Source organism: Streptomyces sp. NPDC023573, assembly GCF_055559735.1.
The window spans coordinates 276,237-300,257 of record NZ_JBVHKB010000002.1; the positions used below are offsets into that span (position 1 = coordinate 276,237).

A 24,021-nucleotide genomic window follows, 5' to 3' on the forward strand; every position below is an offset into this window, starting at 1 on the left:
CCCATCCTCGCGGATGACCCCGCCCCCGTACCAATCCTGGCTTGCCACGTGGACGCGAGATTGCACTTGCACAACACATTCGGCGATCGGCTGGACAAAAGGTGGATGTCACGACGACGATAAGGCCCGCATCACCGCGGGCAGTGTCGGGGGGACCAACCGTTCGGATCGCACAGCTTTCCTCCGCCAGGACCGCGTCGTCCCCACATCGCATACGGAGGAAACCCGCCATGAGCTTCGGCGACCCCAACAACCCCTACGGCCAGCAGCAGGGTGGTCAGCAGCCGGGCGGGCAGCAGCCGGGCTACGGCTATCCGCAGCAGGCCCCCCAGGGCGTTCCGCAGCAGGGTTACGGCTACCCGCAGGCGCCGCCGGTCCAGGGCGGTTACGGCTTCCCCGGCGGACCCACCGAGATGCCCGGCGGTGTGAAGGCCGCGCGCGTCATGCTCTACGTGATCGCCGGCCTCCAGGTCATCGGGACGATCTTCGTCGCCCTCGCCGCCGTGGCCGTGAACGCCGCAAAGGACGACCCGACGCTGCAGGAGGACGTCCAGTTCCAGGAGCTGGCCGACTACTCGGGCAACGCGCTGTGGGGCATCGTCGTCTTCGCCGTGCTGTGGGGGATCCTCGCGGTCGTCTTCGCCGCAAAGTTCGGCAAGGGGCACAACGGCATCCGCATCGCGACCATCGTCTTCGGCGTCATCACCGCGATCCTCGGCATCTACCCCTTCATCGTGATGGGCCTCGTCCACACGATTCTCGCCATCCTGGTCGTCGTCTTCGTGGCGAAGTCCGACGGCGGCGCATGGTTCAACCGCCAGCGGCAGCCGCAGTACTGACCCGCCGCGCACACGTCCGCGTGAAGGCCGTAGCACCCGCTCACCGGCGGGCGCGCGGCCTTCAGCCGTTTCCGGGCGCCGGCGTGGTCCGTTCCATGACGACGAAGGAGCCCACCTCGCGGGTGACCCGGTAGCGCGCCTCGGGGTGCAGCTGCTGGGCGTACTTCACCGGGTCGTCGATCGGGCGCGACCAGCCGAAGTCCAGGTTGATCGCGACGACGTCGGGCGCGGTGCCGGGGGCCCCGCCGACCCAGTAGACCGTGCGGTCCCCCGTCAGGTGCGCCATCAGCGTGATGTCCGTCTCCACCCGCGCGCCCACGGGGATCGCCTCCAGGGCCGCTTCGGCGGCGTGGGTGCGGGCGTCGGCGCGGTACGTCTCCGGGCGCAGCAGGTCGCGGAGCGGCAGGTGCTGGGTGAGGGCGACCGCGATCGCCACCGCGACGGGGACGGCGACGTTCGCGTACGAGACGAGCCAGGGCCGCTTCGAGTCCTGGCTGCGACGGATGCCGTCGGCCATGGCCAGGAAGACCACCGGCATCAGGATCGCGCTGTAGTGCCAGACCATGCCCCAGTGGTTCGAGTCCTGGGAGAGCAGGCGCCAGCCGATCGTGGGCAGGACGAGCAGGACCAGAGGCGAGCGGAGCGCCATGAAGGCGGTGATGCCGATGAGGAAGACCAGCATCTCCAGCTTGACGGACGAGTCGAGCACCCCGAGGACGGAGTCGAGCGGAGAGACCTCCTGCCCGCCGTTCTCCTCGATCTTCTTCCAGTAGTCGTACGTGCCCGCGCTGCTGGCCGCCGGAATGAGCACCAGCACGGTCAGCGCGAAGGCGAACACGCCGAAGGCCGCCAGCAGGAAGCCCTGGAGCCGCCGCCCGTACAGCGCGAGGAGCAGGCCCACGACGGCGACGGTGATCCCGAGGTCCTCCTTGACCAGGACCAGCGGCAGCGACCACAGGACGACGGCCCGCCGGCGCTCCATGAGCAGGGCCCGGCAGGCCAGGGCCAGCAGCGGGACGGCGAACGCTATCTCGTGGAAGTCGGCCTTCACCGCTTCCTGGAGCCCCCACGACAGCCCGTACGCGACGGTGACGCAGAGACCGGAGCGGCCGCCCAGCATCTGCTGGACGGTGCGCCCGACGACGACCGCGGAGCCGGCGAAGAGCGCGGCCTGGGCGAACAGCAGGGCGGCGGCGGACGGCCAGATCCAGTAGAGCGGGGCCAGGAGGGCCACCACGGGGCTGAAGTGGTCGCCGAGTATCAGATAGCCCGGGCCCTTGATGTCGACGACCGGCGCGTCGAATCCGGCGTACGCCCGCACCTCCTGCTCGAAGATTCCGAGGTCCCAGGAGGGCGACTGGAAGTGGCTGTACCGCAGGTAGGCGTAGAGGAAGTAGAGCGCGCAGAGCACCGCGGCGGCGATCAGATACGGGCGCAGGGGCACCGGGCGCGTATGGACGGCAGGCTCCTGGGCCTGCTCTCCGGGCGTCCCGGTCTCGCTCTTGTTCAGGTCAAGCACGGTGCCCCCGCAACGGAATCCCTCACTGGTCTGCCGGTCGCACCGGTGCCGCACGGCCCGACAAGGCCATTCATTAGAACAGAGGGACGAATGGTCTCCGTACTCCGGGACGCGCCGCAGGCCGCACCCCATCCGGGTGCGGCCTGCGGTCCGTCACTGCGGGTCCGGTCAGTGGAAGAAGTGGCGCGTGCCCGTGAAGTACATGGTCACGCCCGCCTTCTGCGCGGCCTCGACGACGAGCTCGTCACGGACCGAGCCGCCCGGCTGGGCGACGGCCTTGACGCCGGCGGCGATCAGGATCTCCAGACCGTCGGGGAAGGGGAAGAAGGCGTCGGACGCGGCGTACGCGCCCCGGGCCCGCTCCTCGCCCGCCCGCTCGACCGCGAGCTTCGCCGAGTCGACGCGGTTGACCTGTCCCATGCCGACGCCGACCGAGGCGCCGTCCTTGGCGAGCAGGATGGCGTTGGACTTGACCGCGCGGCTGGCCTTCCACGCGAAGGAGAGCTCCTTGAGCTCCTCGGCGGACAGTGCCTCACCCGCGGCGAGCGTCCAGTTGGCCGGGTCGTCGCCGTCGGCCTGGAGCCGGTCGGTGACCTGGAGGAGAGCGCCGCCGTCGATCGGCTTCACCTCGAAGGCGGACGTCGGGGCCTCGGGGCAGCGCAGCACGCGGATGTTCTTCTTGCGGGCGAGGATCTCGACCGCGCCGTCCTCGTAGGCCGGGGCGACGATGACCTCGGTGAAGATCTCGGCGACCTGCTCGGCCATCGCGACGGTGACCGGCCGGTTGACGGCGATGACGCCGCCGTAGGCGGAGAGCGGGTCGCAGGCGTGCGCGTTGCGGTGGGCCTCGGCGATGTCGTCGGCGATGGCGATGCCGCACGGGTTGGCGTGCTTGATGATCGCGACGCACGGCTCGGCGTGGTCGTAGGCGGCGCGGCGGGCGGCGTCGGTGTCCGTGTAGTTGTTGTAGGACATCTCCTTGCCGTGCAGCTGCTCGGCCTCGGCGAGGCCGCCCGCACCCTCGGTGTAGAGGGCGGCGGACTGGTGCGGGTTCTCGCCGTAGCGCAGGACGTTCTTGCGCGTGAAGGTGTCACCGAGGAACTCGGGCAGGCCCGAGTCTCCGGACGCCGCGTAGTCGGCCGCGAACCAGGAGGCGACGGCCACGTCGTAGGCGGCGGTGTGCCGGAAGGCCTCGGCGGCGAGCCGCTTGCGGGCGGTCAGGTCGAAGCCGCCCGCCTCGACCGCCGCGAGGACGTCGGCATAACGCTCCGGGCTGGTCACGACCGCCACGGACGGGTGATTCTTGGCGGCGGCGCGGACCATCGACGGGCCGCCGATGTCGATCTGCTCCACGCACTCGTCGTCGGACGCGCCGGACTCGACGGTCTGCGTGAACGGGTACAGGTTGACGACCACGAGGTCGAACGGCTCCACACCGAGCTCGGCGAGCTGCTCGCGGTGGGCGTCCAGGCGCAGGTCGGCGAGGATGCCGGCGTGCACGCGGGGGTGCAGCGTCTTGACGCGGCCGTCGAGGCACTCGGGGAAGCCGGTGAGCTCCTCGACCTTGGTGACCGGTACCCCGGCGGCGGCGATCTTGCCGGCGGTGGAGCCGGTGGACACCAGCTCGACACCCGCCTCGTGCAGACCGCGGGCGAGGTCTTCGAGCCCCGTCTTGTCGTAGACGCTGACCAGGGCGCGGCGGATGGGCTTATTCACCGGGGTGGGGTTATTCACCGACATGACCGAGATGAACCTTTCGTCCCTCAATGCGATAGCCGTCGCGGGCGAGCCGCCCCACGGCCTCGACGAGCAGCTTGCGCTCGACTTCCTTGATGCGTTCGTGGAGGGCGGCTTCGCCCTCCACCGTTTCCTCTTCGGTCACCTCGACCACGCCCTGCGCGATGATCGGACCGGTGTCGACGCCGTCGTCGACGAAGTGGACGGTGCACCCGGTGACCTTCACGCCGTACGCGAGCGCGTCGCGGACGCCGTGAGCACCGGGAAAGCTGGGGAGCAGGGCGGGGTGGGTGTTGACGATCCGTCCGCCGAACCCGGCGAGGAACTCCTTGCCCACGATCTTCATGAACCCCGCGGACACGACGAGGTCCGGACGGTGTTCCGCCACGGCCGCCGTCAGGGCCGCGTCCCACTCCTCGCGGCTCGCGTACTCACCGAGCTTGCACACGAAGGTGGGAAGCCCGGCGCTCTCGGCACGCTCGATGCCGAGGGTGCCGTAACGGTCCGCGCCGACCGCGACGATCCGGGCGCCGTAGCCATCGGGGTCGTCACCGATCGCGTCGAGGAGTGCCTGGAGGTTCGTGCCTGAGCCGGAGACGAGCACGACCACACGGGCCGGAGCGGCGGAAGGGGGCGGGGAGGCCACGGCGGGGCCCTTTCTCGCGTGGTGCGGCAGTACGCGATGTACAGGAGGTGCGTTTGTATGGTCGTACGAAAGAAGCTCGCCCCGGGATACGGGGAACTCTACGAACGGTCCGACCGTCAGCAACGATACCGGCACACCCGGCGGCCCCCACGGGACGGGGGCGTAGCCGGGAGGTAGCGTCAGGGGACAGGGAACCGCCCCCGGGCGGAAATGACGAGATGGGGAAGACGTTCACCACATGCCGGACCGCCTCCGCACCGCCCTTGGCCACCCGCTGCCCGAGCGGGCATCCACGTTGATGCGGGAACGCCAGTCCTCATCGCCGGACTCCTCCTCGGGTTCGGGGTCCTCCTCCGGTTCGGGGTCCCCTTCGGGTTCGGGGTCCTCTTCGGGTTCGGGGTCCTCGTCGGGTTCGGGGTCCTCGTCGGGTTCGGGGTCCTCCTCCGGGTCGTCCGACGACAATCCGTTCGCGGCGCCGCCCGAGGACCGGCCCGATCAGCCCTGGCAGCCTCGCCACCCTCCGCACGCGCCGGGAAACCACGGCGGCAACGGCGGGAGCGGTGACGGCGGCGAGGGTCCGTCCGACGACCGCCCCGTCTGGGGCAGCCAGTGGAGCGACCGGCAGCCAGGCCGGCAGAGCGGCGGCTTCGGCGGCCGGCCCGGCGGCACCGGTGGACCGGGCGGCCAGGGCGGTGGCCCGGAGGGCGGCCGCCCCGGCGGGCTGCGCTGGGACCCGACCGACCCCGCCCAGCGGCGGGCGCGTTACGCGGTGCTGGGCGGCATGTGGGCGTTCTTCTTCGCCCTCTTCGACTTTCCCGAGATCGCGATGCTCCTCGGCGCCCTCGCCGTGTACTGGTCGATCAGCGCCCTCCGTGGCGGGCCTCGGAAGAACCAGGCGGCCGGCGCGGGGCAGGCGGCGGTGTCCGGCGCGAGCAGTCCGGACCGGGCCACCACACCCCCGCAGCCGGGCGCCGCGCCCGCCGTCACGCAGATCAGCAGCCGCCAGCAGACGACGGCGGCCGTCAGCGGCCTGGTGACGGCGTTGCTGGCCCTGGCGATCGTGGCCACCGGTTATACGGTCCAGCTGGTCTACCGCGACTACTACACCTGCGTGAACGACGCGCTCACCAAGACCGGCGCCATCGCCTGCAACGACAAGCTGCCCGACCCGCTGGAGCCCTTCTTCGGCGTGAAGAAGTAGCTACCGCGCCGCGCTGGAACGCTCGTCACGGAGCAGCTTCCCGGCCGGGTTCCTGATGCCGCTCGGCATCCGGGGTCCGGCCGTTCGGCGTATCCGGGCCGGCAGCGGACGCGGGCGTGGGCTCCGCGGCCGTCCCCGTCCCCGTTTCGGCCTCGGGCTTCGGCTCGGGAACGGGGGCCGGGGCCGACGCCGGTGGGGGTGGGGTCACAGGGGCCGGAGCGGGCACGGTCGCCGGAGCGGGCGCGGGCGCGGCGCCCGGTGCGGGGGCCGGCGTGGACGGCGGTGCGGGGGCCAGTGCGGGGCAGGGTGCGGGGCCGGGTGCGGGGCCGGGTGCGGGCTCCGTGACCGCGTCCGCCGCGAAGTCCGCCATCAGACCGCCCGACTTCTTCTTCAGCGCGGCCCAGCGTGCCTCCCTCGCCCCCTCCTCGTGCCAGGGATCTGCCGACAGGAAGTCGTACGGCTCCGCGCCCTCCCCCGCTCCCCCGGGCCTCTCCTGCGTACCCGGCTCCGGCTTCTGCCCCGTTTCCGCCTCCGCCCGGTCCCCCTTCACCGCGTCCCACCGCCATCCCCACCGGTGTTCCCTCAGCCGCCATGCCCTGAGCATCAGCGCCGCCGGTACGCCGATCACGGCCGTCCACGCGAGAGCGGCCGGGCCCACCAGCCACCACACGGGGCCGAACTCCGCGAGCGCCCCGGTGCCCAGCGGGCCGCCCGAGACCGCAGCCAGTACCGCAGCGCCGCCCCCGCAGCCCAGGGCCGCCGCCCCCGCCACCAGAGCGGTACGCGCCTGCCCCCAGGCATCCTCCCGCGCCCCTCGCTCCGCGACCGCCCCCCGGGCGACGAACCGGGCGACGGCCAGGGCCGCGACGGACGGCACCGCGACCGCCGCCCAGTTCGCCACCGTCCCCGGGCCGTGGGCCGGCACCGCCGCGAGCAGGGGGAAGTCCGGCAGTGCGGGAGGCCCGGTGAACGCGAGCGGGGTGACCACGGACTCCGTGCCGAGGGCGAATCCCGGCCCGAGGCCGTAGGCGGCGCCCCACATCGCCGCGTTCGGCACGAGCGCCGCCGCCAGCAGAAGGACGGAGATCCGGCCCGCCCAGTCACCCGACAGCCCCACGAACGACTCCCGTGCCGCCCCCGAGTGCCACGCCAGCGCGACGGCGATCAGCAGGGCCCCGCCGCCGAGCAGCGTGAGCACACCCGCGGCCGCCGACCGCAGGGCCACCCCCGCCCCGGACCGGAAACGGGAGCGGGCGGCGGCCTCCTGCAGGCTCAGCGGCGCCCAGACCAGCAGCGGGGTCAGCGGGCGCCCCCGGGCCGCCCACACCCCCGCGGCGGACGCGCCGGCCACCACGAAGGCGACGGGGAAGGCGAGCGAGGCCCGGTCGGCGGGCAGCGCCCCCTCGCGCGCGTAGGCCGCCGCCGCCAGCACCACCAGCAGATATCCGGCGCTCACCGCACAGAACGCGCCGACCGCCGAGTGTCCGCCCGGAGCCTTCTCCTCGGTCTCCGCCGACTCCCTGGCGGCCCGGTGCAGCAGCCACACCGGCAGCACGACGAGCAGCAGCGGGACCGTCGCCACGGGCGCGGGGTGGCCTCCCACGGTGCCGGCTCTGACGAGTTCTGCGCCGTGGGCCAGCAGCCAGATCCCGGTCGCCACATGGAGCGCCCCGCCGGGCCCGCTGTCGGGGTACGGAGAGCTGATCCACAGCACCATGACCAGGACGGCCAGCGCGCCCAGCCCGAGCCCGGCGGCCAGTGCCCCGCGCACGAAGGCGGAGGCCAGCGCGGCGGACCTGGTCCGCTCGGCCGGCAACATCGGGCTGCGTTCGGTCACTTGGCTCACGCGGCCATGCTGCCAACGACACGCGCTTATTCCGTGTAACGGGCGAATGGCCGTTGTGTCGCCCAATATACGTTTATGTACTTTTTCACCCAGTGCAGTGCCCTCGGGGACGGAGGCCGGGCATGACGCGGAGCACGACCGGCCCGGCCCCCGCCGCCGCCCCTCTGCCCTCCCCGAAGGAGCGCCGCAGGCTGCGCGAGGCCAGGGCACTGAGTGAGGAGCAGGTCGCGGCGGCCGTGGGAGTCACGCCCGCCACCGTCCGCGCCTGGGAGACGGGGCGCACGAACCCGCGGGGCCGGCGGCGCACGGCCTACGCCAAGATCATCGGCTGCGAAGGACGCCGCCCTGCGCCGCCGCCCTCCGCCGAAGCCCCCGGGAGCAGCACGACGTCCCCGTCCGAGCCCGCCACCGGCACCGCTTCGGACGCACCCACGCCGAAGACACCGGCCTCGGACGTGCTCACCCCGGAGGCTCCGGCCTCGGAAGCGCCCATGCCGAAGGCTCCGGCCGCCGGGTCACCCACGCCGAAGGCTCCGGCCCTGGGCGTCCCTGCCCAGGACGGAGGCCCGCCCGTGCCCACGGCGCCGACCGCGAACGGCTCTGCCCCGCAGTCCCCGCCGGTCCTCAGCGCCGAGGAGGCGTACGACGCTCTGTACAGCCGCACGGCACCGGGTCTCACCCGTCAGGTGTACCTGCTGACCGGCCGTCGGAAGCTCGCCCGGGAAGCCGTCGGACACGCCTTCCGGACCGCCTGGCAGCGCTGGCCCGAGGTGGCCAGGGACCGCGATCCGGCGGGCTGGGTGCGGGCGGCGTCGTACGAGTACGCGATGTCGCCCTGGCACCGGCTGCGCCGCTCCCACCGCCGGCCCGACCCGCTGCCCGACGACCCGGCGCGGCGTGCGCTGCTCGACGCGCTGCTCGGCCTGCCGCCCGCGTACCGGCGCACCCTGCTCCTCCACGACGGGGTGGGGCTCGGACTGCCCGAGACGGCGGCGGAGACGGAGGCGAGCACTCCCGCCACGGCGAGCAGACTGCTGAACGCCAGGGCCGCCGTCGCCGAGCGGCTGCCCGGGACGGTGGAACCGGCCGAGCCCGGTGGCAGACCGGCACTCCACGATCCGCTGGGGGCGCTCGCCCTCGCCGAAGAGGTACCCGAACCGCCACCGGCCCCCGTCGTCCGCGCGGGCGGCGAGCGCGTCGCCGAGCTCTGGACCCGGGCGGCGCTCTGTTTCGGGGTGCTGCTCATCGGCACGACCGCCTTCACCCTGCACACGGCCCCCACCCAGTACGAGCAGCCGCTGGCACCCGCCGAGCGCGTCGGCGGCGTCCCGCCTCTGGGCGGGCCGGAGAAGCTGACTCCGCAGGACCTGAAACTGCAGAAGTCGCTGCGGGGCGAACTGACGCACGGCCCCGAGCGGCTGGTGCCACGGATCCCCTGACCGGAGCCCGGGAGGAATTCTCCGGCGGGGATCCTCCGGCGGGCTTCCGGAACGGAAACGGCGCGGGCCCGCACCCCCTTCGAGAGGGGTGCGGGCCCGCGCCGTTTCCCGCTGTGAGGCGGTGCGACGGGTGACGCGGTGGGCGTCAGCCGCCGAGGATCTCGCGCGCCAGCTTGGCGGTCTCGGTCGGCGTCTTGCCGACCTTCACGCCTGCGGCCTCGAGGGCCTCCTTCTTGGCCGCGGCGGTGCCGGAGGAGCCGGAGACGATGGCGCCGGCGTGGCCCATGGTCTTGCCCTCCGGGGCGGTGAAGCCCGCGACGTAACCGACGACCGGCTTCGTGACGTTCTTCGCGATGTAGTCGGCGGCACGCTCCTCGGCGTCGCCGCCGATCTCGCCGATCATCACGATGAGGTCCGTGTCGGGGTCGGCCTCGAACGCGGCGAGCGCGTCGATGTGCGTCGTGCCGATGACCGGGTCGCCACCGATGCCGACGGCCGACGAGAAGCCGATGTCACGGAGCTCGTACATCATCTGGTAGGTCAGCGTGCCGGACTTGGACACGAGACCGATGCGGCCGGGCTTGGTGATGTCGCCCGGGATGATGCCCGCGTTGGACTGACCGGGGGTGATCAGGCCGGGGCAGTTCGGACCGATGATCCGGGTCTTGTTGCCCTTCGAGCCGGCGTACGCCCAGAAGGCGGCCGAGTCGTGGACGGCGATGCCCTCGGTGATCACGACGGCCAGCGGGATCTCGGCGTCGATCGCCTCGACGACGGCGGCCTTCGCGAAGGCCGGCGGCACGAAGAGGACGGACACGTCGGCGCCGGTCTTCTCGATCGCCTCGGCGACGGACCCGAATACGGGCACCTCGGTGCCGTCGAAGTCGACGGAGGTGCCGGCCTTGCGCGGGTTCACGCCGCCGACGATGTTGGTGCCGTCGGCGAGCATGAGCTTGGTGTGCTTCATGCCCGTCGCGCCGGTCATCCCCTGGACGATGACCTTGCTGTCCTTGGTGAGGAAGATAGCCATGGTGGTCTGAGTCCCTCTTCCTTACTTCGCAGCCGCGGCGAGCTCGGCGGCCTTGTCGGCCGCGCCGTCCATGGTGTCCACACGCTGAACGAGCGGGTGGTTGGCGTCGGAGAGGATCTTGCGACCCAGCTCCGCGTTGTTGCCGTCGAGGCGCACGACCAGCGGCTTGGTGACGTCCTCGCCCTTGGACTTGAGCAGCTCCAGGGCCTGGACGATGCCGTTGGCGACCTCGTCGCAGGCGGTGATGCCACCGAAGACGTTGACGAAGACGGACTTGACGTCCGCGTCGCCGAGGATGATCTCCAGGCCGTTCGCCATGACCTCTGCGGAGGCGCCGCCACCGATGTCGAGGAAGTTGGCGGGCTTCACGTTGCCGTGCTTCTCACCGGCGTACGCGACGACGTCCAGGGTCGACATGACCAGACCGGCACCGTTACCGATGATGCCGACCTCGCCCTCGAGCTTGACGTAGTTGAGGTTCTTGGCCTTGGCGGCCGCCTCGAGGGGGTTGGCCGCGGCCTTGTCCTCGAGCGCCTCGTGGTCGGGCTGACGGAAGTCGGCGTTCTCGTCGAGAGACACCTTGCCGTCCAGCGCCAGGATGCGGCCGTCCTTGGTCTTCACCAGCGGGTTGACCTCGACGAGGAGCGCGTCCTCGGCGACGAAGGTGTCCCACAGGGTCACCATGGCCTCGGCGACACCCTCGGCCACGTCGGCCGGGAACTTCGCCTGGGCCACGATCTCGCGGGCCTTGACGATGTCGACGCCGTCCACGGCGTTGACCGGGACCTTCGCGAGGGCCTCGGGGGTCTTCTCCGCGACCTCCTCGATGTCCATGCCGCCCTGCACCGACGCCATGGCGAGGAAGGTGCGGTTGGTGCGGTCGAGGAGGTACGAGACGTAGTACTCCGCCTCGATCTCCGGGGACAGCTCGGCGATCATCACCTTGTGGACCGTGTGGCCCTTGATGTCCATGCCGAGGATGTCGGTCGCGCGAGCGACCGCCTCGTCCGCGTCTGCCGCCAGCTTCACGCCGCCGGCCTTGCCTCGGCCACCGACCTTCACCTGCGCCTTGACGACGGACTTGCCGCCCAGCCGCTCGGTCGCCTCGCGGGCTGCCTCAGGCGTGTCGATGACTTCACCGGCCAGCACCGGTACACCGTGCTTGGCGAAGAGGTCCCTCGCCTGGTACTCGAACAGGTCCACGCGCGTCCGTCCCTTTTAGTGGTCTCGCGGTTCGTTTTCTGCGTGGGCGTGCCGCGAGGGCAACGTGACTGCGCGGTCACAGGGGAGGCGCACACGGTGACCGGGTACGCGGCATGTCCATCCGGCAGGTTATCCCCCGCACCGGACCGGACCCTAAATTGCAGATCACACCTGAGCGGTGATAACGGTCACAGACCGCCCTGGTGACCGGGTTACGGGGGACAAAACGTCACCTCCGCGCGGCCCGCCGGACGGCCGTGGCCGGGCCGCGGGCCCGGGGCCCGGGCCGGTCAGCGCCCGGTGTCCGGTATCGGCAGCGGCCGTTTCTCGATCGCCGCCGCCATGACCTCGGGAAAGAGGTCCGGGGTGCAGGCGAACGCGGGGGCGCCGAGCGCGCCCAGCGCCGCGGCGTGCTCACGGTCGTAGGAGGGCGTGCCGTCGTCGGAGAGGGCCAGCAGGGTCACGAACTGCACCCCGGACGCCTTCATCGCCGCGGCCCGTCCGACCATCTCGTCGCGGATCCCGCCCTCGTGGAGATCGCTGACGAGGACGACGACGGTGTCCGCCGGGCGGGTGATCCTCGACTGGCAGTAGGCGAGAGCGCGGTTGATGTCCGTACCGCCGCCGAGCCGCGTGCCGAAGAGGACGTCGACCGGGTCGTCGAGTTGGTCGGTGAGGTCGACGACCGCCGTGTCGAACACGACCAGCCGGGTCGACAAGGTCCGCATCGAGGCGAGCACCGCCCCGAAGACCGCGGCGTGGACGACGGAGGCGGCCATGGACCCCGACTGGTCGACGCAGAGGATGACGTCCTTCTTCACGGACCGGTCGGTGCGCCCGTAACCGATGAGACGTTCGGGTATGACCGTGCCGGCCCCTTCACGGCCGGGCAGTGGCACGTAGTTCTTCAGGTTGGCCCGGACCGTGCGGTCCCAGTCGATGTCACCGTGGCGCGGCCTGGAGGCCCTGGCCGAGCGGTCCAGGGCGCCGGTGAGCGTCGCCCTGGTGCGGGTGGCCAGCCGGCGCTCCAGGTCGTCGACGACCTTGCGGACGACGGCACGGGCCGTCTCCCTCGTCGTCTCCGGCATGGCCTTGCCGAGCGAGAGCAGGGTGCCGACCAGGTGGACGTCGGGCTCCACGGCCTCCAGCATCTCCGGCTCCAGCAGCAGGGCGGCAAGCCCGAGGCGGTCGATCGCGTCACGCTGCATGACCTGGACGACGGAGGCCGGGAAATACGAACGGATGTCGCCGAGCCAGCGGGCCACCGACGGTGCGGCCGCCCCGAGCCCCGCCGCACGCTCCGCTCCGTCCCGGCCGCCGGGCTTCCTCCCGCCGTCGTACAGCGCGCTCAGGGCCCCGTCCATCGCCGTGTCGCGCCCGGTGAGGGCGCGCCCCGTGCTCTCGGCAGCGTCCGCTCCGAGCACCATGCGCCAGCGCCGCAGCCGCTCGTCCTCGGCAGGAGCTGCCCGCATCGTCCTCTCCTCCTTCTCCGCGTCCGCCCCGCTCGTGGTCATCCGGCCGCCTCCCTGTCCGGGGTGTCCAGGCCGAGCAGCAGCCGGAGCACGGGCACCACCGCGTCCGCCCGCTCCTCGTCGAATCCTTCGCCGAAGCCCGGTACGGCGGGTACGCCCTCGTCGCGCGCCCCGCCGGAACCCGGGCCGCGGCGCACCAGCTCGCCGAGCGTGCGGCGTACACCTGGCTCGTAGGCCGAGAACGTCCGGCGCAGCAGGGGCAGCACGTCGGTGAACGTGCCGGCCGGTATGCCCGTCAGCCAGGTGTCGACCAGGCCGAGGAGCCGCTCGTCGTGGACGAGCAGCAGGCCGCCGCCCGCCGCTCCGCCGACGAATCCCTCGATCCAGCCGGCCGCGTCGGGTGGTGCGGCGCCGGGCGAGAGGGCGAGTCCCATCAGGAGCGCGGCCTCGCTCCCGGCCAGCCGGCCGTCGTCCAGCAGCAGGCGTGTGGCGCGGCCCCGGATCACGCCGGCGACCGCGTCCCTGGTGGAGAGCTTGCGCAGGACTCCGGCCCACCGCTCGGGCAGCCCGTCCGCACCCACGGCGTCGGCGAGCAGCCCGACCGCGGTGTGCACGCCCTCCACCCGGCGACGGGCCTCCGCGGCCGCGTCCGCGTCGAGGCCCGCGCAGGCGGGCGGCAGGCCCACGCAGACGCGCTCGGCGAGGCCGACGGCCACCTCTCCCAGAGCCGCGGTGCCGGTGGAGCGTACGTCCCCGTAGCGCAGGGAGCGGGCCAGGGCGGGCAGCGCGTCCGCGAGGTGGCCGACGTCCGCGTCGAGGGCGGCCCGGTCGGAGAGGGCCCTCATCACGACGGGCAGGGCCTCCGGCAGCCCGGCCAGGAGGCACTGCTCGGCAAGCGCGGTGACCCCGGCCAGCGTCGACGCGGAAACGGCCTCCGACCGCGCTCTGGCGGTAGCGGCTCCGAGCACGGTGGTGCCCCACACCCCGGCCTCGGCGATCCGGACGAAGAGCTCGGGCTCCCAGCGCAGCCGCCAGCTTTCGCGGAACGTCCCCGTGCTCCCCCGGCCCGCGACGGTTTCGCCCCAGTCCACTCCGAGGAGCCGCAGCCGGTGCAGCAGTCTGCTGCGGGCCGCGTCGGTGTCCTTGCGCAGGTCGAGGTCGAGCTCGCGCCTCTCCGCCTCGGGCCTGAGCCTCAGCGTGCGCTGCTGACGGTCCAGGTCGCGCTGGAGCGGGACGGCGGGGGCCGTGTCCGGGACCTCGCCGAGGACCTCGCCGACGACGAGCCGGTCCCGCACGAGGGCCAGGGGCACATCGGATCCCTCGCACATGACGGCCCTGACCGCGTCCGTGGCCTCGGCCAGGCCGACGGCCGGGCGGTCACGCAGGGCGGCCAGGGTCCCGGCGAGCCGGACGGCCTCGATGACGTGCGCGGGCGACACGGCCCTGTCCGAGTCACGCAGGAGTCCGGCCACCTTCGTCATCCAGCGCTCCACGGGCCGGTCCGGGGCGCCGAAGAGGTGCCCGTACCAGCCGGGGGAATCGATCCCCGCGCCGTATCCGCTGTGCCGGGCGAGCCTGCGATGGGTCCAGGGCACCCAGGTCAGCTCCGCCTTGACCTTGGGCATCCCCTTGAGGAGCGCCCGGTCGGCGGCGACCGTCGTCCGCGCGCCGAGGGCGGGCACGTGCCAGGCACCGCAGACCACGGCGACGCCGTCGCCGAACTCCTTGCGGGCGGCGCGCAGCTGAAGGCGCATGGCGGCCTCCCGGACGGCGTCCTGCGGGTGGCCCCCGTCCCCGTACGCCTCACGGAGCGCGGTCATCGCCTCGGCGAGCGCGGCGAACGGCGCGGACGGATCAGCCGGGCCGCCGCCGTCCGCGCGGTGCTCGACGACGTCCTCCCACCAGCGCTCGGGGTCGTCGTAGCCCGCGGCGCCGGCGAGGATCCCGATCGGATCAATGCCCCTGCACTCCTCCGGGCCGTCCTCACTCCGCTCGGTCAACGCCAGGGAGTGGGCGGCGGGCAGGTCCACGAACCGCACGGGGACGCCGTGCGCCGAGGCCCAGCGGATCGCCACCCACTCGGGGGAGAAGTCGGCCATCGGCCAGAAGGCGGCGCGCCCCGGATCGTCCACGGCGTGGGCGAGCAGCGCGACCGGCGGGCGCATCCGGGGATGCGCGGCGAGCGGCAGCAACGCGTCGGCCTCCGGCGGCCCTTCGACGAGCACGGCAGCCGGCCGTGCGGCTTCGAGGGCGGCCAGCACCGCGCGGGCGGAGCCGGGGCCGTGGTGGCGCACCCCCAGCAGCAGTGGTCCCCCCGGCGGTGCGGTCTCCCCGGCGCGGGCTGTCATTCGGCGGCCTCACGGCAGGCGCGGTAGAAGTCCTTCCAGCCGTCCCGCTCCCGGACGACGGTCTCCACGTACTCCTGCCAGACCACGTGGTCGGTCGTGGGATCGCGGACGACGGCCCCGATGATGCCGGCCGCCACGTCCCCGGGACGCAGGACGCCGTCGCCGAAGTGGGCGGCGAGCGCGAGGCCTCCGGTGACGACGGAGATGGCCTCGGCCGTGGAGAGCGTCCCGGACGGCGACTTGAGCTTGGTGCGGCCGTCCGTGGTGACGCCGTCGCGCAGTTCGCGGAACACCGTGACGACGCGCCGGATCTCCGCCGTTCCGTCGGGTGTCGACGGCAGGTCGAGCGCGCGCCCCGTCTGGGCCACCCGCCGGGAAACGATGTCCACCTCGGCCTCGGGAGTCGCGGGGAGCGGCAGAACGACGGTGTTGAACCGGCGGCGCAGGGCGCTGGAGAGCTCGTTGACCCCGCGGTCGCGGTCGTTCGCCGTGGCGACGAGGTTGAACCCCTTCACCGCCTGGACCTCTTGGCCCAGCTCGGGGACGGGGAGCGTCTTCTCGGACAGGATCGTGATGAGCGCGTCCTGCACATCGGCCGGGATGCGTGTGAGCTCCTCGACGCGGGCCGTCATCCCCTCGGCCATGGCCCGCATGACGGGGCTCGGCACCAGGGCCTCCCGGCTCGGTCCGTCCGCCAGCAGCCGCGCGTAGTTCCACCCGTAGCGGACGGCCTCCTCGGGGGTGCCCGCGGTGCCCTGGACCAGCAGGGTCGAGTCTCCGCTGACGGCTGCGGCGAGGTGTTCGGACACCCAGGTCTTGGCGGTGCCGGGAACTCCGAGGAGCAGCAGCGCGCGGTCGGTCGCGAGCGTGGTGACGGCTACTTCGACGAGTCGGCGCGGGCCTACGTACTTCGGTGTGATCAGCGTGCCGTCCGGGAGTGTCCCGCCGAGCAGATAGGTGGAGACGGCCCAGGGCGAGAGCTTCCAACGGGCGGGCCTGGGGCGGTCGTCGGCGGCGGCGAGCGCCTTGAGCTCGTCGGCGAAAGCATGCTCGGCGTGCGGCCTCAGGGCTTCGCCGCCGGCTGCGTCGGTCTGTACGGACACGGTCATGGATCCCCCTCCGGATCGGTCGATCCGATGCGGTTTCCAAGGTGCACCATGCCACTGACAGTCGGTCCTGACGCACCGTGCCACCGCTCACCGGTCCCTGCGCACCGCGCCACTGGCCACCGGTCCCGGCGCACGGCCGGAACCGGTCCCGGTGTGGAGGTCAGCCCGTGACGGGTGAGACCGCGACGCACCCGCCGCTGGTGAGGAGTTCCCGGCCCTCGGCCTCCCCGATGACCTCGCCCTCGTGCGTGATGGTGCAGGCGAGTTCCGCCGCGCCCTCGTCCAGGGCGACGGGCATCACCGCGGCCGGCATGATCCCGCGCAGCGTGACGGTCTTCTTCCACGGCAGCGTGGGCGACCTCACCGTCTCGATCTTCGGATCCATGGCGTCGCCACCACCGCCGTGGAACTGGATCTCGTCGACGCCCGTGCCCGTGACTTCGTAGGTCACCTGGTACGTCTCGTCCACGACTTCGTCGACGGCTTCCGGAGAGCAGCCGCCGAGACCGAGCACGAGGCCGCAGACGGCCGAGGCCGACGCGGCCGCACGAGTGGTCCGTCCGAGGCGGGTGGTGCGCATGGTGCGGTTCATCAGCATCCCCCGATGCGTCTGCCGGACTCCCTCCCTCGCAGAGAAGCGCACGGACGCCAAGCGGTCAAGACGCCTCGGCAGGGGCAAGAGCGCAGGTCGGGGCCGATTGTCAGTGATGCGCTCTACCGTCGGGTCCATGGTGCTGTCTCAAGGGGGAGGACCCTGGCGCTCCGCCGGACCGGTGGAGCGCCAGGCGGTGGAGCGGGTGCTGGCCCTCGTTCCTGACGTCGAGTCACGCGAGGCGGGGCACGCGTGGGCTTCGGAGCGCGCGTGGTCCGCTGCGGGGTGCGGCCAGGGCGCGGTGTGGGGGATCCGCGAGGCCGGCGACGGACCTCCGCACCGCACGGCGGTGGTCACGAACGACGCGTCGTACACCTGCGGTTGTGCCGACGGGGAGGAGACGCCCTGCGGGCATGCCCTGGGGCTGTTGCTGCTCCATGCCTCCGGCGCCCCGGTCCTGGACCGGACGCAGGAGCCGCCCTCCTGGGTCGCGCGGTGGCTGGCGGACCGGAGTGCGCGGGCGACGCCCGGGGGGACCCCGGCGCGGGGGACGGCTGCGGGGGCCGCGGCGCGCGCGGCCGCCCGGCGCGCCGACCGCAGGGCCGAGCGCGTCACCGGCGGCGCGCAGGAGCTGGACCAGCGGCTCGTCGACCTGCTGCGCGGCGGGCTCGCCGCGGCGGACCGGCCGGGAGACGGGCTGTGGGAGGAGACCGCGGCCCGCATGGTCGACGCGCAGGCCCCGGGGCTGGCCGCCCGTGTGCGGGAGTTGGGGTCGGTTGCGGCTTCGGGGCCCGGCTGGCCGGCGCGGCTGCTGGAGGAGTGCGCGCTCCTGCGTCTGCTGGACTCGGCCTGGCTCGGACTCGACCGGCTGCCCGGCCCGCTGGCGGCGACGGTCCGTACGAGGGTGGGGCTGACGGCCTCGGCCGAAGGGCCTCCCGTCCGCGACCACTGGCTGGTCCTCGCGCAGTACGACACACCGGACGGCAGGCTCGTCACCCGTCGCACCTGGCTGTACGGCAGGGATTCGGGGCACACCACGCTGCTGCTGTCCTACGGGGCGCCCGGACGCGCCCCCGCCCCGCCGCTGCCGTTGGGCACGGTGATGGACGCGGAGGTGACGCCGTATCCGGGCGGTGGCGGGCTGCGGGGCGAGCTGGGACCGCGGTTCGGCGAGCCTCTCGCCACGACGGCGCCGCCGCCCGGCGGCACCACGGCCGAAGCCGTCGCCGCGTACGGGAACGCGCTGCGCGACGACCCGTGGCTCGACGCCTGGCCCGTCACGCTGCGCGGAGTCATACCCGCGCCGTCCGGGGACGGCTGGCAACTGGTCGGCGCGGCGGACGGCTCCGCCCTGCCGGTCGCGCCCGCGGCGCTCTCCCGGCCCGGTCTGTGGAAGCTCGTGGCGCTCTCCGGCGGCCGCCCGCTGACGGTGTTCGGCGAGTGCGGCCACCGGGGTTTCGACCCGCTCGCGGCGTGGTGCGCCGAGACCTCCGACGACGAGGACGCGCCGAGCGGGGCGGTGGCGCTCGCCTGACCACAGCGCGTTCACCCTGCAACCCGCCCGGCGCTGCCCCACCGCGTCCTCGGGCGCCACCGCGTTGATCCGCCCCACCGCGTCCCCTCGCCCCTCGACCGACCACCGAACCAGGACCACCGGAAGGGACCCGATGCCGACCACCGTCACGACGAACGACGTCACCGTGAGCGCCCTGTGGGAAGACCTCGTCACCTCGGCGCTGCTCGGCACGGACCGGCGCCCCCTCAGGGCGGACAACGGCGCCGCGGCCGGTCCGGCGGCGCTGCTCGACACGGCTGCGGTGCACACCGTGCGCCGCAGGGCGGCCCTGCGGCCGGCCACCGGGGCCGCCCTGCCCGTGCCCGCACCCGCCGATCCCCGGCCGGCGCTGCCCGCCCCCGCCCGCCGCAGGCTCGCCCAGTTGCTCGCCGACCGCTCGGCGCCGCCCACCGGCGGACGGCGCGGATCGGCTCCCGATCTCACCGAGCTCATCCCCCAGTGGCTGGCCTCCGCCGGTGCGCACGGCTACCGGGCACCCGCGGAGCTCCTGCCCGCGCTGCTGGACGCGGCGAGAGCGCGTACGGATCTGCGTCCGCACGTGCTGGCGTTCGCAGGTCCGCGCGGGCTGTGGCTGGCCGGGCTGAACCCCGAGTGGAAGTTCGCGCTGCGCGCCTCCTCGCGCGGCGCGCAGCGGCCGGAGACCGCGGATCCGGAGGCGGTGCGCCGGCTCTGGGAGGAGGGGCTCTTCGCCGAACGGGTCGCGTTGCTCGGGGCGGTGCGGGAGCGGGACCCGGGCGCCGCCCGTGCCCTGCTCGCCACCACCTGGTCCACGGAGCGTGCGGAGGACCGGCTGATGTTCCTCGATTCGCTGCGCTCCGGTCTCTCCGGGGGCGACGAGACGTTCCTTGAGGCGGCCCTCGCGGACCGCAGCCGCAACGTGCGCTCCACGGCCGCCGAGCTGCTGTCCGCCCTGCCCGATTCGGCGCTCGCCCGGCGGATGGCGGCCCGCGCCACTTCCTGTGTGAACCCGGACCGTACGGGCGGGACCGTGTCCGTCGCCGTGGAGGCTCCGCACGAGTGCGACGCCGCGATGCAGCGCGACGGCGTGGTGCCGGTCCCGCCCTCGGGGCGAGGGGAACGGTCCTGGTGGCTCGGCCAGCTGGTGGAGTCGGCACCGCTCGGTGTGTGGCGGGAGAGGTTCGGCGGCCGGACGGCGCAGGAGCTCGTGACGCTGCCGGTGGCCGACGGCTGGGCGGGTGAGCTGCACGCCGCCTGGAGCCGGGCGGCCGTGCGGCAGCGGGATCCCGAGTGGGCGCGCGCGCTCCTCGGAGCCCCCTCGACGCCCCTGGCGAACGGCCCGGGGACGGCGTCGCTGGCGGAGCGCTCGCAGCTCCTCGCCACCCTGCCCTCCTCCGAGCGGGCGCTCTGGGTCGCCGGTTTCATAGCCGCGCACGGTCTGTCCGAGGCCTTCCAGCTGCTCGGTGTCTGCACCGTGCCCTGGGACGGGCCGCTCGGCCGGTCGGTGGTCGACGCCCTGGACATCGCCCGGGACGCGGGCAGCTACCCCTGGAGCTTCAGCGGGGTGATGGGCCTCGCCGAGCGCTGCCTGGACCCTGCCGAGGCGGACCGGCTCGCGGTGCTCACCACCACGCCCGACGAGCCGGAGGGTGCCTCACCGGGTGCGGGTGGCTACTGGTCGGAGGCGTTCCAGCGCCTGGTCTCCACCCTGCGCCTGCGCGCCGCCATGGACGCGGAGCTGGTCCAGGACGGCACGGGCTGACCGGGGCGGCAGCCGGTCCACCGGCCTCGGACCTGTGCGGGCCGGTGGGCTCAGGCCTCCGCGGGCTGGCGGACGTGCGCGTTCACCCAATCCACGATCGAGGCCGTCGTCGCACCCGGGGTGAAGATCTCCGCGACTCCCCGCTCCTTCAGCGGAGCGATGTCCGCCTCGGGGATGATGCCGCCGCCGAAGACCTTGATGTCCTCCGCGTCGCGCTCCTTCAGCAGTTCGATGACCTTGGCGAAGAGCGTGTTGTGAGCGCCCGAGAGGATCGAGAGACCGATGGCGTCGGCGTCCTCCTGGATCGCGGTGTCGACGATCTGCTCGGGGGTCTGGTGGAGCCCCGTGTAGATGACCTCCATGCCCGCGTCCCGCAGCGCCCGCGCGATCACCTTGGCCCCGCGGTCATGGCCGTCGAGGCCCGGCTTTGCCACCACCACACGGATCGGACCGGTCACACCCATCAATGCCTCCACATGCGTTTCCCGTGCCCGGAGGGCCGGTGATGTGAACGAACGTTATCCACAGCATCCCGCACGGTGTCGTTTCGCGGTGGACCGGGAGGGGGAAATCACACATGGGACATGTTCGCCGGCGTCGTTCCCAGCACCGGGCGGCCCACCGGCCGCGCGGGGAGCGCCGCCAGGGGAGCCGCGACGAGGTCGCCGTACCACCGCGCCGTCAGCCGCACGGCACGGTGGTACGGCCCCGGCCGCATCAGGGCCGCCGGTCACCTCCGCGGCACCCCCGTGAGGGCGTACGGGGCAGGGAGCCGCCTCCCCCGCATGCCGGTGCAGGAGGTCGGCCATGAAGGTCCTGTCCTTCCTATCCCTACTGCCGCGCGGGCCGCGCCTGCGCCCCGCCTGGCTGTCGTCGACGCTGATCAGAGCCACCGCGCTGGAGTTGGTGATCCTCGCGGGGCACGTGCTCATCTACCCGTCCGGCCTCACCCCGGAGCGCCGGCACCCCATGCCCCCGCCCGGCACCGGAGACGGGCCCGACGCGCATCCCGAACGCCTCACCCGTTCGGCGGACCCAGCGGGCACGGCGGAGACGGAGGGCACGGCGGAGACGGCCGACGCAGCTGAGACAGCTGACGGGGCTGACACGACCGGCACCACCGCACTGCCCTCCTCGGCCGGCACCCGCCCGCCCGTCGTGCTCCTGCACGGCTTCATCGACAACCGCTCCGTGTTCGTCCTGCTCCGCCGCTCCCTGGCCCGGCACGGCTGGCACCACCTGGAATCGCTCAACTACTCGCCGCTGACCTGCGACATCCGCACGGCGGCCGAGCTGCTCGACCGCCATGTGGAGGAGATCTGCGCCCGCACCGGGCACCGCGAGATCGACATCGTCGGCCACAGCCTCGGCGGCCTGATCGCGCGGTACTACGTGCAGCGGCTCGGCGGCGACCGGCGGGTCCGCACCCTCGTCACCCTCGGCACGCCGCACAGCGGCACCGCCGCCGTCCCGCTGGCAGGCGCGCACCCCATCATCCGTCAGATGCGCGGCGGATCGGATCTGATCGAGGAGCTGCGCCGCCCCGCCCCGGACTGCCGGACGCGGTTCATCAGCTTCTGGAGCGAGCTGGACCGGGTGATGCTCCCCGTGGAGACGGCCTGTGTCGACCACCCGGACCTCGACGCGGTGAATGTGCGCGTCACGGGAATCGGCCATCTCGCCCTGCCGGTCCACCCCGCGGTCGCGTCCGCGATCCGTCAGGCACTCGAGTCCGACGGCGCGTCCCTCGGCGCCGGGGGAGCCGCTCCGGGAGCCGCCGCCGTCGCCTGATCTCCCGACTCAAACCTCCCACACACCTCCACCGAATAGAACAACTGTCGAACATAGAGCCAAGGCTGGCCCTCAGGTCCACCGAAAGGCGGCCGATTGCCCGTTTCCTGAGGGGCTGAAAGCCGCCGAAGATTGTCGTCCTCACCTACCGCCGGGTACAGTCGCGGCCACTGCTCACCCCGGGATCCCCCCACCGGACCCCGGAACAGGTCCTGCTGCCGAGGCGAGAGAGAAGTTGGTGAACGACCAGCACCCCCACGCCGGGTATGCCGGACACGACAGCCAGTCCACCGGCAGCTTCGACACCGACCCGCTCTTCGGAAGCCTGCCGGGTCAGCAAGACAACAGTCCCACGACGACGTACGGCGGTGGCTACGCCCCGGCGTACGACGGCGGTTACGGCGGCGGCTACGACAGCGGCCAGTGGGACACCGGAGCGCATCAGCAGGCCTCGTACGACGCCTATGACGCCCAGGCCCACCCCCCGCAGGCGCACCAGGGCTACGACACGGCGGCCACCTGGATGCCCGAGGCCGGGATCCCGGCCCAGGCCCCCGCCCCCGATGTGACGGGCCAGTGGGACACCGCGGGCTGGGACCACACCGGTCAGGCCGGCCAGTGGGCGACGGGCGACACAGGCGCCTTCCCCACCGCGACGTTCGACACCACGGCCTACGCGACCGGCACGTACAGCGTGCCCGCCTTCGAGACCCCGGGGTACGAGAGCTACGCGACCCCCGACACCGGCACCTTCGACGCCACCGCCTGGAACACCGGCGCCACGCCCGAGGACGCCGCGTACGCACCCGAACAGACGTCGTACCCGACGTACGAACACCCATCGCACGAACACGCGTCGGCGTCCTACGAGCCGTACGGGACCGCCGAGTTCGCCTCCCACGACGGCGTCGGCACCCACGGCCTCCACGACTCCCCGGAGACGCACGACTCCCCCGGCTCCCACGACCACGGCCACGGCCACGCCGGCACCGCCGAGGACGGGCTCACGCAGGCGGACCCGTACGCCGAGGACGTGACCGCGCATTCCGACCCCTACGCCGAGGCACTCGAAGCCCGCGGTGAGCGCGAGGCGGTGCCGGACGTCGTCGACGTGACCGCGGAGTCCGCCTCCGTGGCCGCGTCCGCCCGCCCCGTGGGCCGTTCCGGCGCCCCGCGCGGCAGCCGCGGCCGGCGCCGTACCCCCGCGAAGCGCTCCGCGCTCCTCACCGTCGCCGTCCCCTCCGCCTGTGTCATGAGCGTCGCGGGCATCGCCGCGGCCTCGGTGAGCGGAGTCGGCGGTGGCGAGGAGACGAAGGACGAGACCGCGTCCATGGCGGCCGCCGACACGGTCCAGCCGGCCGTGGCCAACAACAAGCTGGACACCCAGCTCGCCAACCTCAGCGCCGACGCCGAGAACTTCGCCGACCGCGCCAGCCGCACCCAGGAGCGCATCGACCTGAAGGAGCGTCAGGCCGCCGAGAAGAAGGAGCGCGCCAAGGAGGCCGCGCGCCGCGAGGCCGCGCGTCCCAAGTTCATGCTGCCCGTGAAGCAGCACGGCCTCAGCGCCACCTACGGCCAGGCCGGTGTGAACTGGATGTCCGTCCACACGGGCATCGACTTCCCCGTCTCCTACGGCACCCCCGTCATGGCGGCGACCGACGGCACGGTCCGCACCCAGTGGAACAGCGCCTACGGGAACATGGCCATCGTCACCGCGGCCGACGGCACCGAGACGTGGTATTGCCACCTCAGCACCACCAAGATCCGCTCCGGTTCGGTCAAGGCGGGCGACGTCATCGCCTACTCGGGGAACTCCGGCAACTCCACCGGCCCGCACCTGCACTTCGAGGTACGGCCCGGCGGCGGCTCGGCGATCGACCCCATGCCCTGGCTCCGCAGCCACGGAATCAACCCGAACTGAGTCCGGTCCGGCCGTCACCCGAGGGATGCCCC

Annotated in this window: 18 protein-coding genes; 7 read left to right on the forward strand and 11 right to left on the reverse strand. The window is 73.1% G+C overall.

The genetic code is table 11. The annotated features are described in order from the left end of the window. The first annotated feature begins 230 nt into the window (after positions 1-230). On the forward strand, positions 231-839 hold the full coding sequence (locus ACZ32T_RS07755) for a hypothetical protein (RefSeq protein ID WP_467365862.1): 609 nt from the start codon (positions 231-233) through the stop codon (positions 837-839). 61 nt (positions 840-900) lie between these two features. On the opposite strand, the gene ACZ32T_RS07760 is transcribed toward ACZ32T_RS07755, so the two are convergent. The 3 genes from ACZ32T_RS07760 to purN form a co-directional block, all read right to left on the reverse strand. Continuing rightward, a complete protein-coding gene (locus ACZ32T_RS07760; RefSeq protein ID WP_467365864.1) occupies positions 901-2,358 on the reverse strand; it encodes a DUF2079 domain-containing protein in 1,458 nt (485 codons plus the stop codon). A gap of 168 nt (positions 2,359-2,526) precedes the next feature. Further along, on the reverse strand, positions 2,527-4,098 hold the full coding sequence (gene purH, locus ACZ32T_RS07765) for a bifunctional phosphoribosylaminoimidazolecarboxamide formyltransferase/IMP cyclohydrolase (protein ID WP_467365866.1): 1,572 nt from the start codon (positions 4,096-4,098) through the stop codon (positions 2,527-2,529). Continuing rightward, the gene (gene purN, locus ACZ32T_RS07770; RefSeq protein ID WP_467266533.1) at positions 4,085-4,741 is read right to left on the reverse strand and encodes a phosphoribosylglycinamide formyltransferase; all 657 of its coding nucleotides are present in this window, start codon (positions 4,739-4,741) and stop codon (positions 4,085-4,087) included. The genes purH and purN overlap by 14 nt, the downstream gene beginning before the upstream one ends. 238 nt (positions 4,742-4,979) lie before the next feature. Here purN and ACZ32T_RS07775 point away from each other — a divergent pair, with 238 nt between their 5' ends. Further along, on the forward strand, positions 4,980-5,942 hold the full coding sequence (locus ACZ32T_RS07775) for a hypothetical protein (RefSeq protein ID WP_467266537.1): 963 nt from the start codon (positions 4,980-4,982) through the stop codon (positions 5,940-5,942). Positions 5,943-5,967: 25 nt separating this feature from the next. On the opposite strand, the gene ACZ32T_RS07780 is transcribed toward ACZ32T_RS07775, so the two are convergent. Further along, positions 5,968-7,779: a cell division protein PerM gene (locus ACZ32T_RS07780; protein ID WP_467366294.1), complete on the reverse strand. Its 1,812-nt coding sequence runs from the start codon at positions 7,777-7,779 to the stop codon at positions 5,968-5,970. 131 nt (positions 7,780-7,910) lie between these two features. Between ACZ32T_RS07780 and ACZ32T_RS07785 the strand changes: the two genes are divergently transcribed. Continuing rightward, positions 7,911-9,227 (forward strand): helix-turn-helix domain-containing protein, encoded by a 1,317-nt coding sequence (locus ACZ32T_RS07785; RefSeq protein ID WP_467266539.1) that lies wholly within the window; start codon positions 7,911-7,913, stop codon positions 9,225-9,227. Positions 9,228-9,372: 145 nt separating this feature from the next. Here the strand turns inward: ACZ32T_RS07785 and sucD are convergent, their stop codons facing one another. The 6 genes from sucD to ACZ32T_RS07815 all read right to left on the reverse strand — a co-directional run bounded on the left by sucD (position 9,373) and on the right by ACZ32T_RS07815 (position 16,981). Continuing rightward, positions 9,373-10,257: a succinate--CoA ligase subunit alpha gene (gene sucD / locus ACZ32T_RS07790; RefSeq protein ID WP_099173770.1), complete on the reverse strand. Its 885-nt coding sequence runs from the start codon at positions 10,255-10,257 to the stop codon at positions 9,373-9,375. 21 nt (positions 10,258-10,278) lie between these two features. Beyond that, positions 10,279-11,460 carry an ADP-forming succinate--CoA ligase subunit beta gene (gene sucC, locus ACZ32T_RS07795; protein WP_356717169.1) on the reverse strand — a complete coding sequence of 394 codons (1,182 nt, stop codon included), beginning with the start codon at positions 11,458-11,460 and terminating at the stop codon, positions 10,279-10,281. Between the two features lie 290 nt (positions 11,461-11,750). Then, the gene (locus ACZ32T_RS07800) at positions 11,751-12,974 is read right to left on the reverse strand and encodes a VWA domain-containing protein (RefSeq protein ID WP_467365867.1); all 1,224 of its coding nucleotides are present in this window, start codon (positions 12,972-12,974) and stop codon (positions 11,751-11,753) included. Then, positions 12,971-15,280 (reverse strand): DUF5682 family protein, encoded by a 2,310-nt coding sequence (locus ACZ32T_RS07805; protein ID WP_467365869.1) that lies wholly within the window; start codon positions 15,278-15,280, stop codon positions 12,971-12,973. Before ACZ32T_RS07805 ends, ACZ32T_RS07800 begins: the two co-directional genes overlap by 4 nt. Beyond that, complete coding sequence (locus ACZ32T_RS07810) at positions 15,277-16,389, reverse strand: ATP-binding protein (protein WP_467266546.1); 1,113 nt, start codon at positions 16,387-16,389, stop codon at positions 15,277-15,279. The genes ACZ32T_RS07805 and ACZ32T_RS07810 overlap by 4 nt, the downstream gene beginning before the upstream one ends. 160 nt (positions 16,390-16,549) lie before the next feature. Further along, positions 16,550-16,981 carry a hypothetical protein gene (locus ACZ32T_RS07815; protein WP_467266548.1) on the reverse strand — a complete coding sequence of 144 codons (432 nt, stop codon included), beginning with the start codon at positions 16,979-16,981 and terminating at the stop codon, positions 16,550-16,552. A gap of 136 nt (positions 16,982-17,117) precedes the next feature. Between ACZ32T_RS07815 and ACZ32T_RS07820 the strand changes: the two genes are divergently transcribed. Continuing rightward, a complete protein-coding gene (locus tag ACZ32T_RS07820; RefSeq protein ID WP_467365871.1) occupies positions 17,118-18,515 on the forward strand; it encodes an SWIM zinc finger family protein in 1,398 nt (465 codons plus the stop codon). Positions 18,516-18,648: 133 nt separating this feature from the next. After that, positions 18,649-20,277 (forward strand): DUF5691 domain-containing protein, encoded by a 1,629-nt coding sequence (locus tag ACZ32T_RS07825; protein ID WP_467365873.1) that lies wholly within the window; start codon positions 18,649-18,651, stop codon positions 20,275-20,277. Positions 20,278-20,327: 50 nt separating this feature from the next. Here the strand turns inward: ACZ32T_RS07825 and ACZ32T_RS07830 are convergent, their stop codons facing one another. After that, a complete protein-coding gene (locus ACZ32T_RS07830; RefSeq protein ID WP_356714259.1) occupies positions 20,328-20,741 on the reverse strand; it encodes a cobalamin B12-binding domain-containing protein in 414 nt (137 codons plus the stop codon). A gap of 343 nt (positions 20,742-21,084) precedes the next feature. On the opposite strand from ACZ32T_RS07830, the gene ACZ32T_RS07835 reads away from it, so the two are divergent. Together ACZ32T_RS07835 and ACZ32T_RS07840 are read left to right on the forward strand one after the other, a co-directional pair. Continuing rightward, positions 21,085-22,068, forward strand: a complete 984-nt coding sequence (locus ACZ32T_RS07835; RefSeq protein ID WP_467365875.1) for an esterase/lipase family protein — start codon at positions 21,085-21,087, stop codon at positions 22,066-22,068. A 238-nt stretch (positions 22,069-22,306) separates the two neighbouring features. Further along, positions 22,307-23,989 carry a peptidoglycan DD-metalloendopeptidase family protein gene (locus tag ACZ32T_RS07840; RefSeq protein WP_467365877.1) on the forward strand — a complete coding sequence of 561 codons (1,683 nt, stop codon included), beginning with the start codon at positions 22,307-22,309 and terminating at the stop codon, positions 23,987-23,989. The last annotated feature ends 32 nt before the right edge of the window (positions 23,990-24,021 follow it).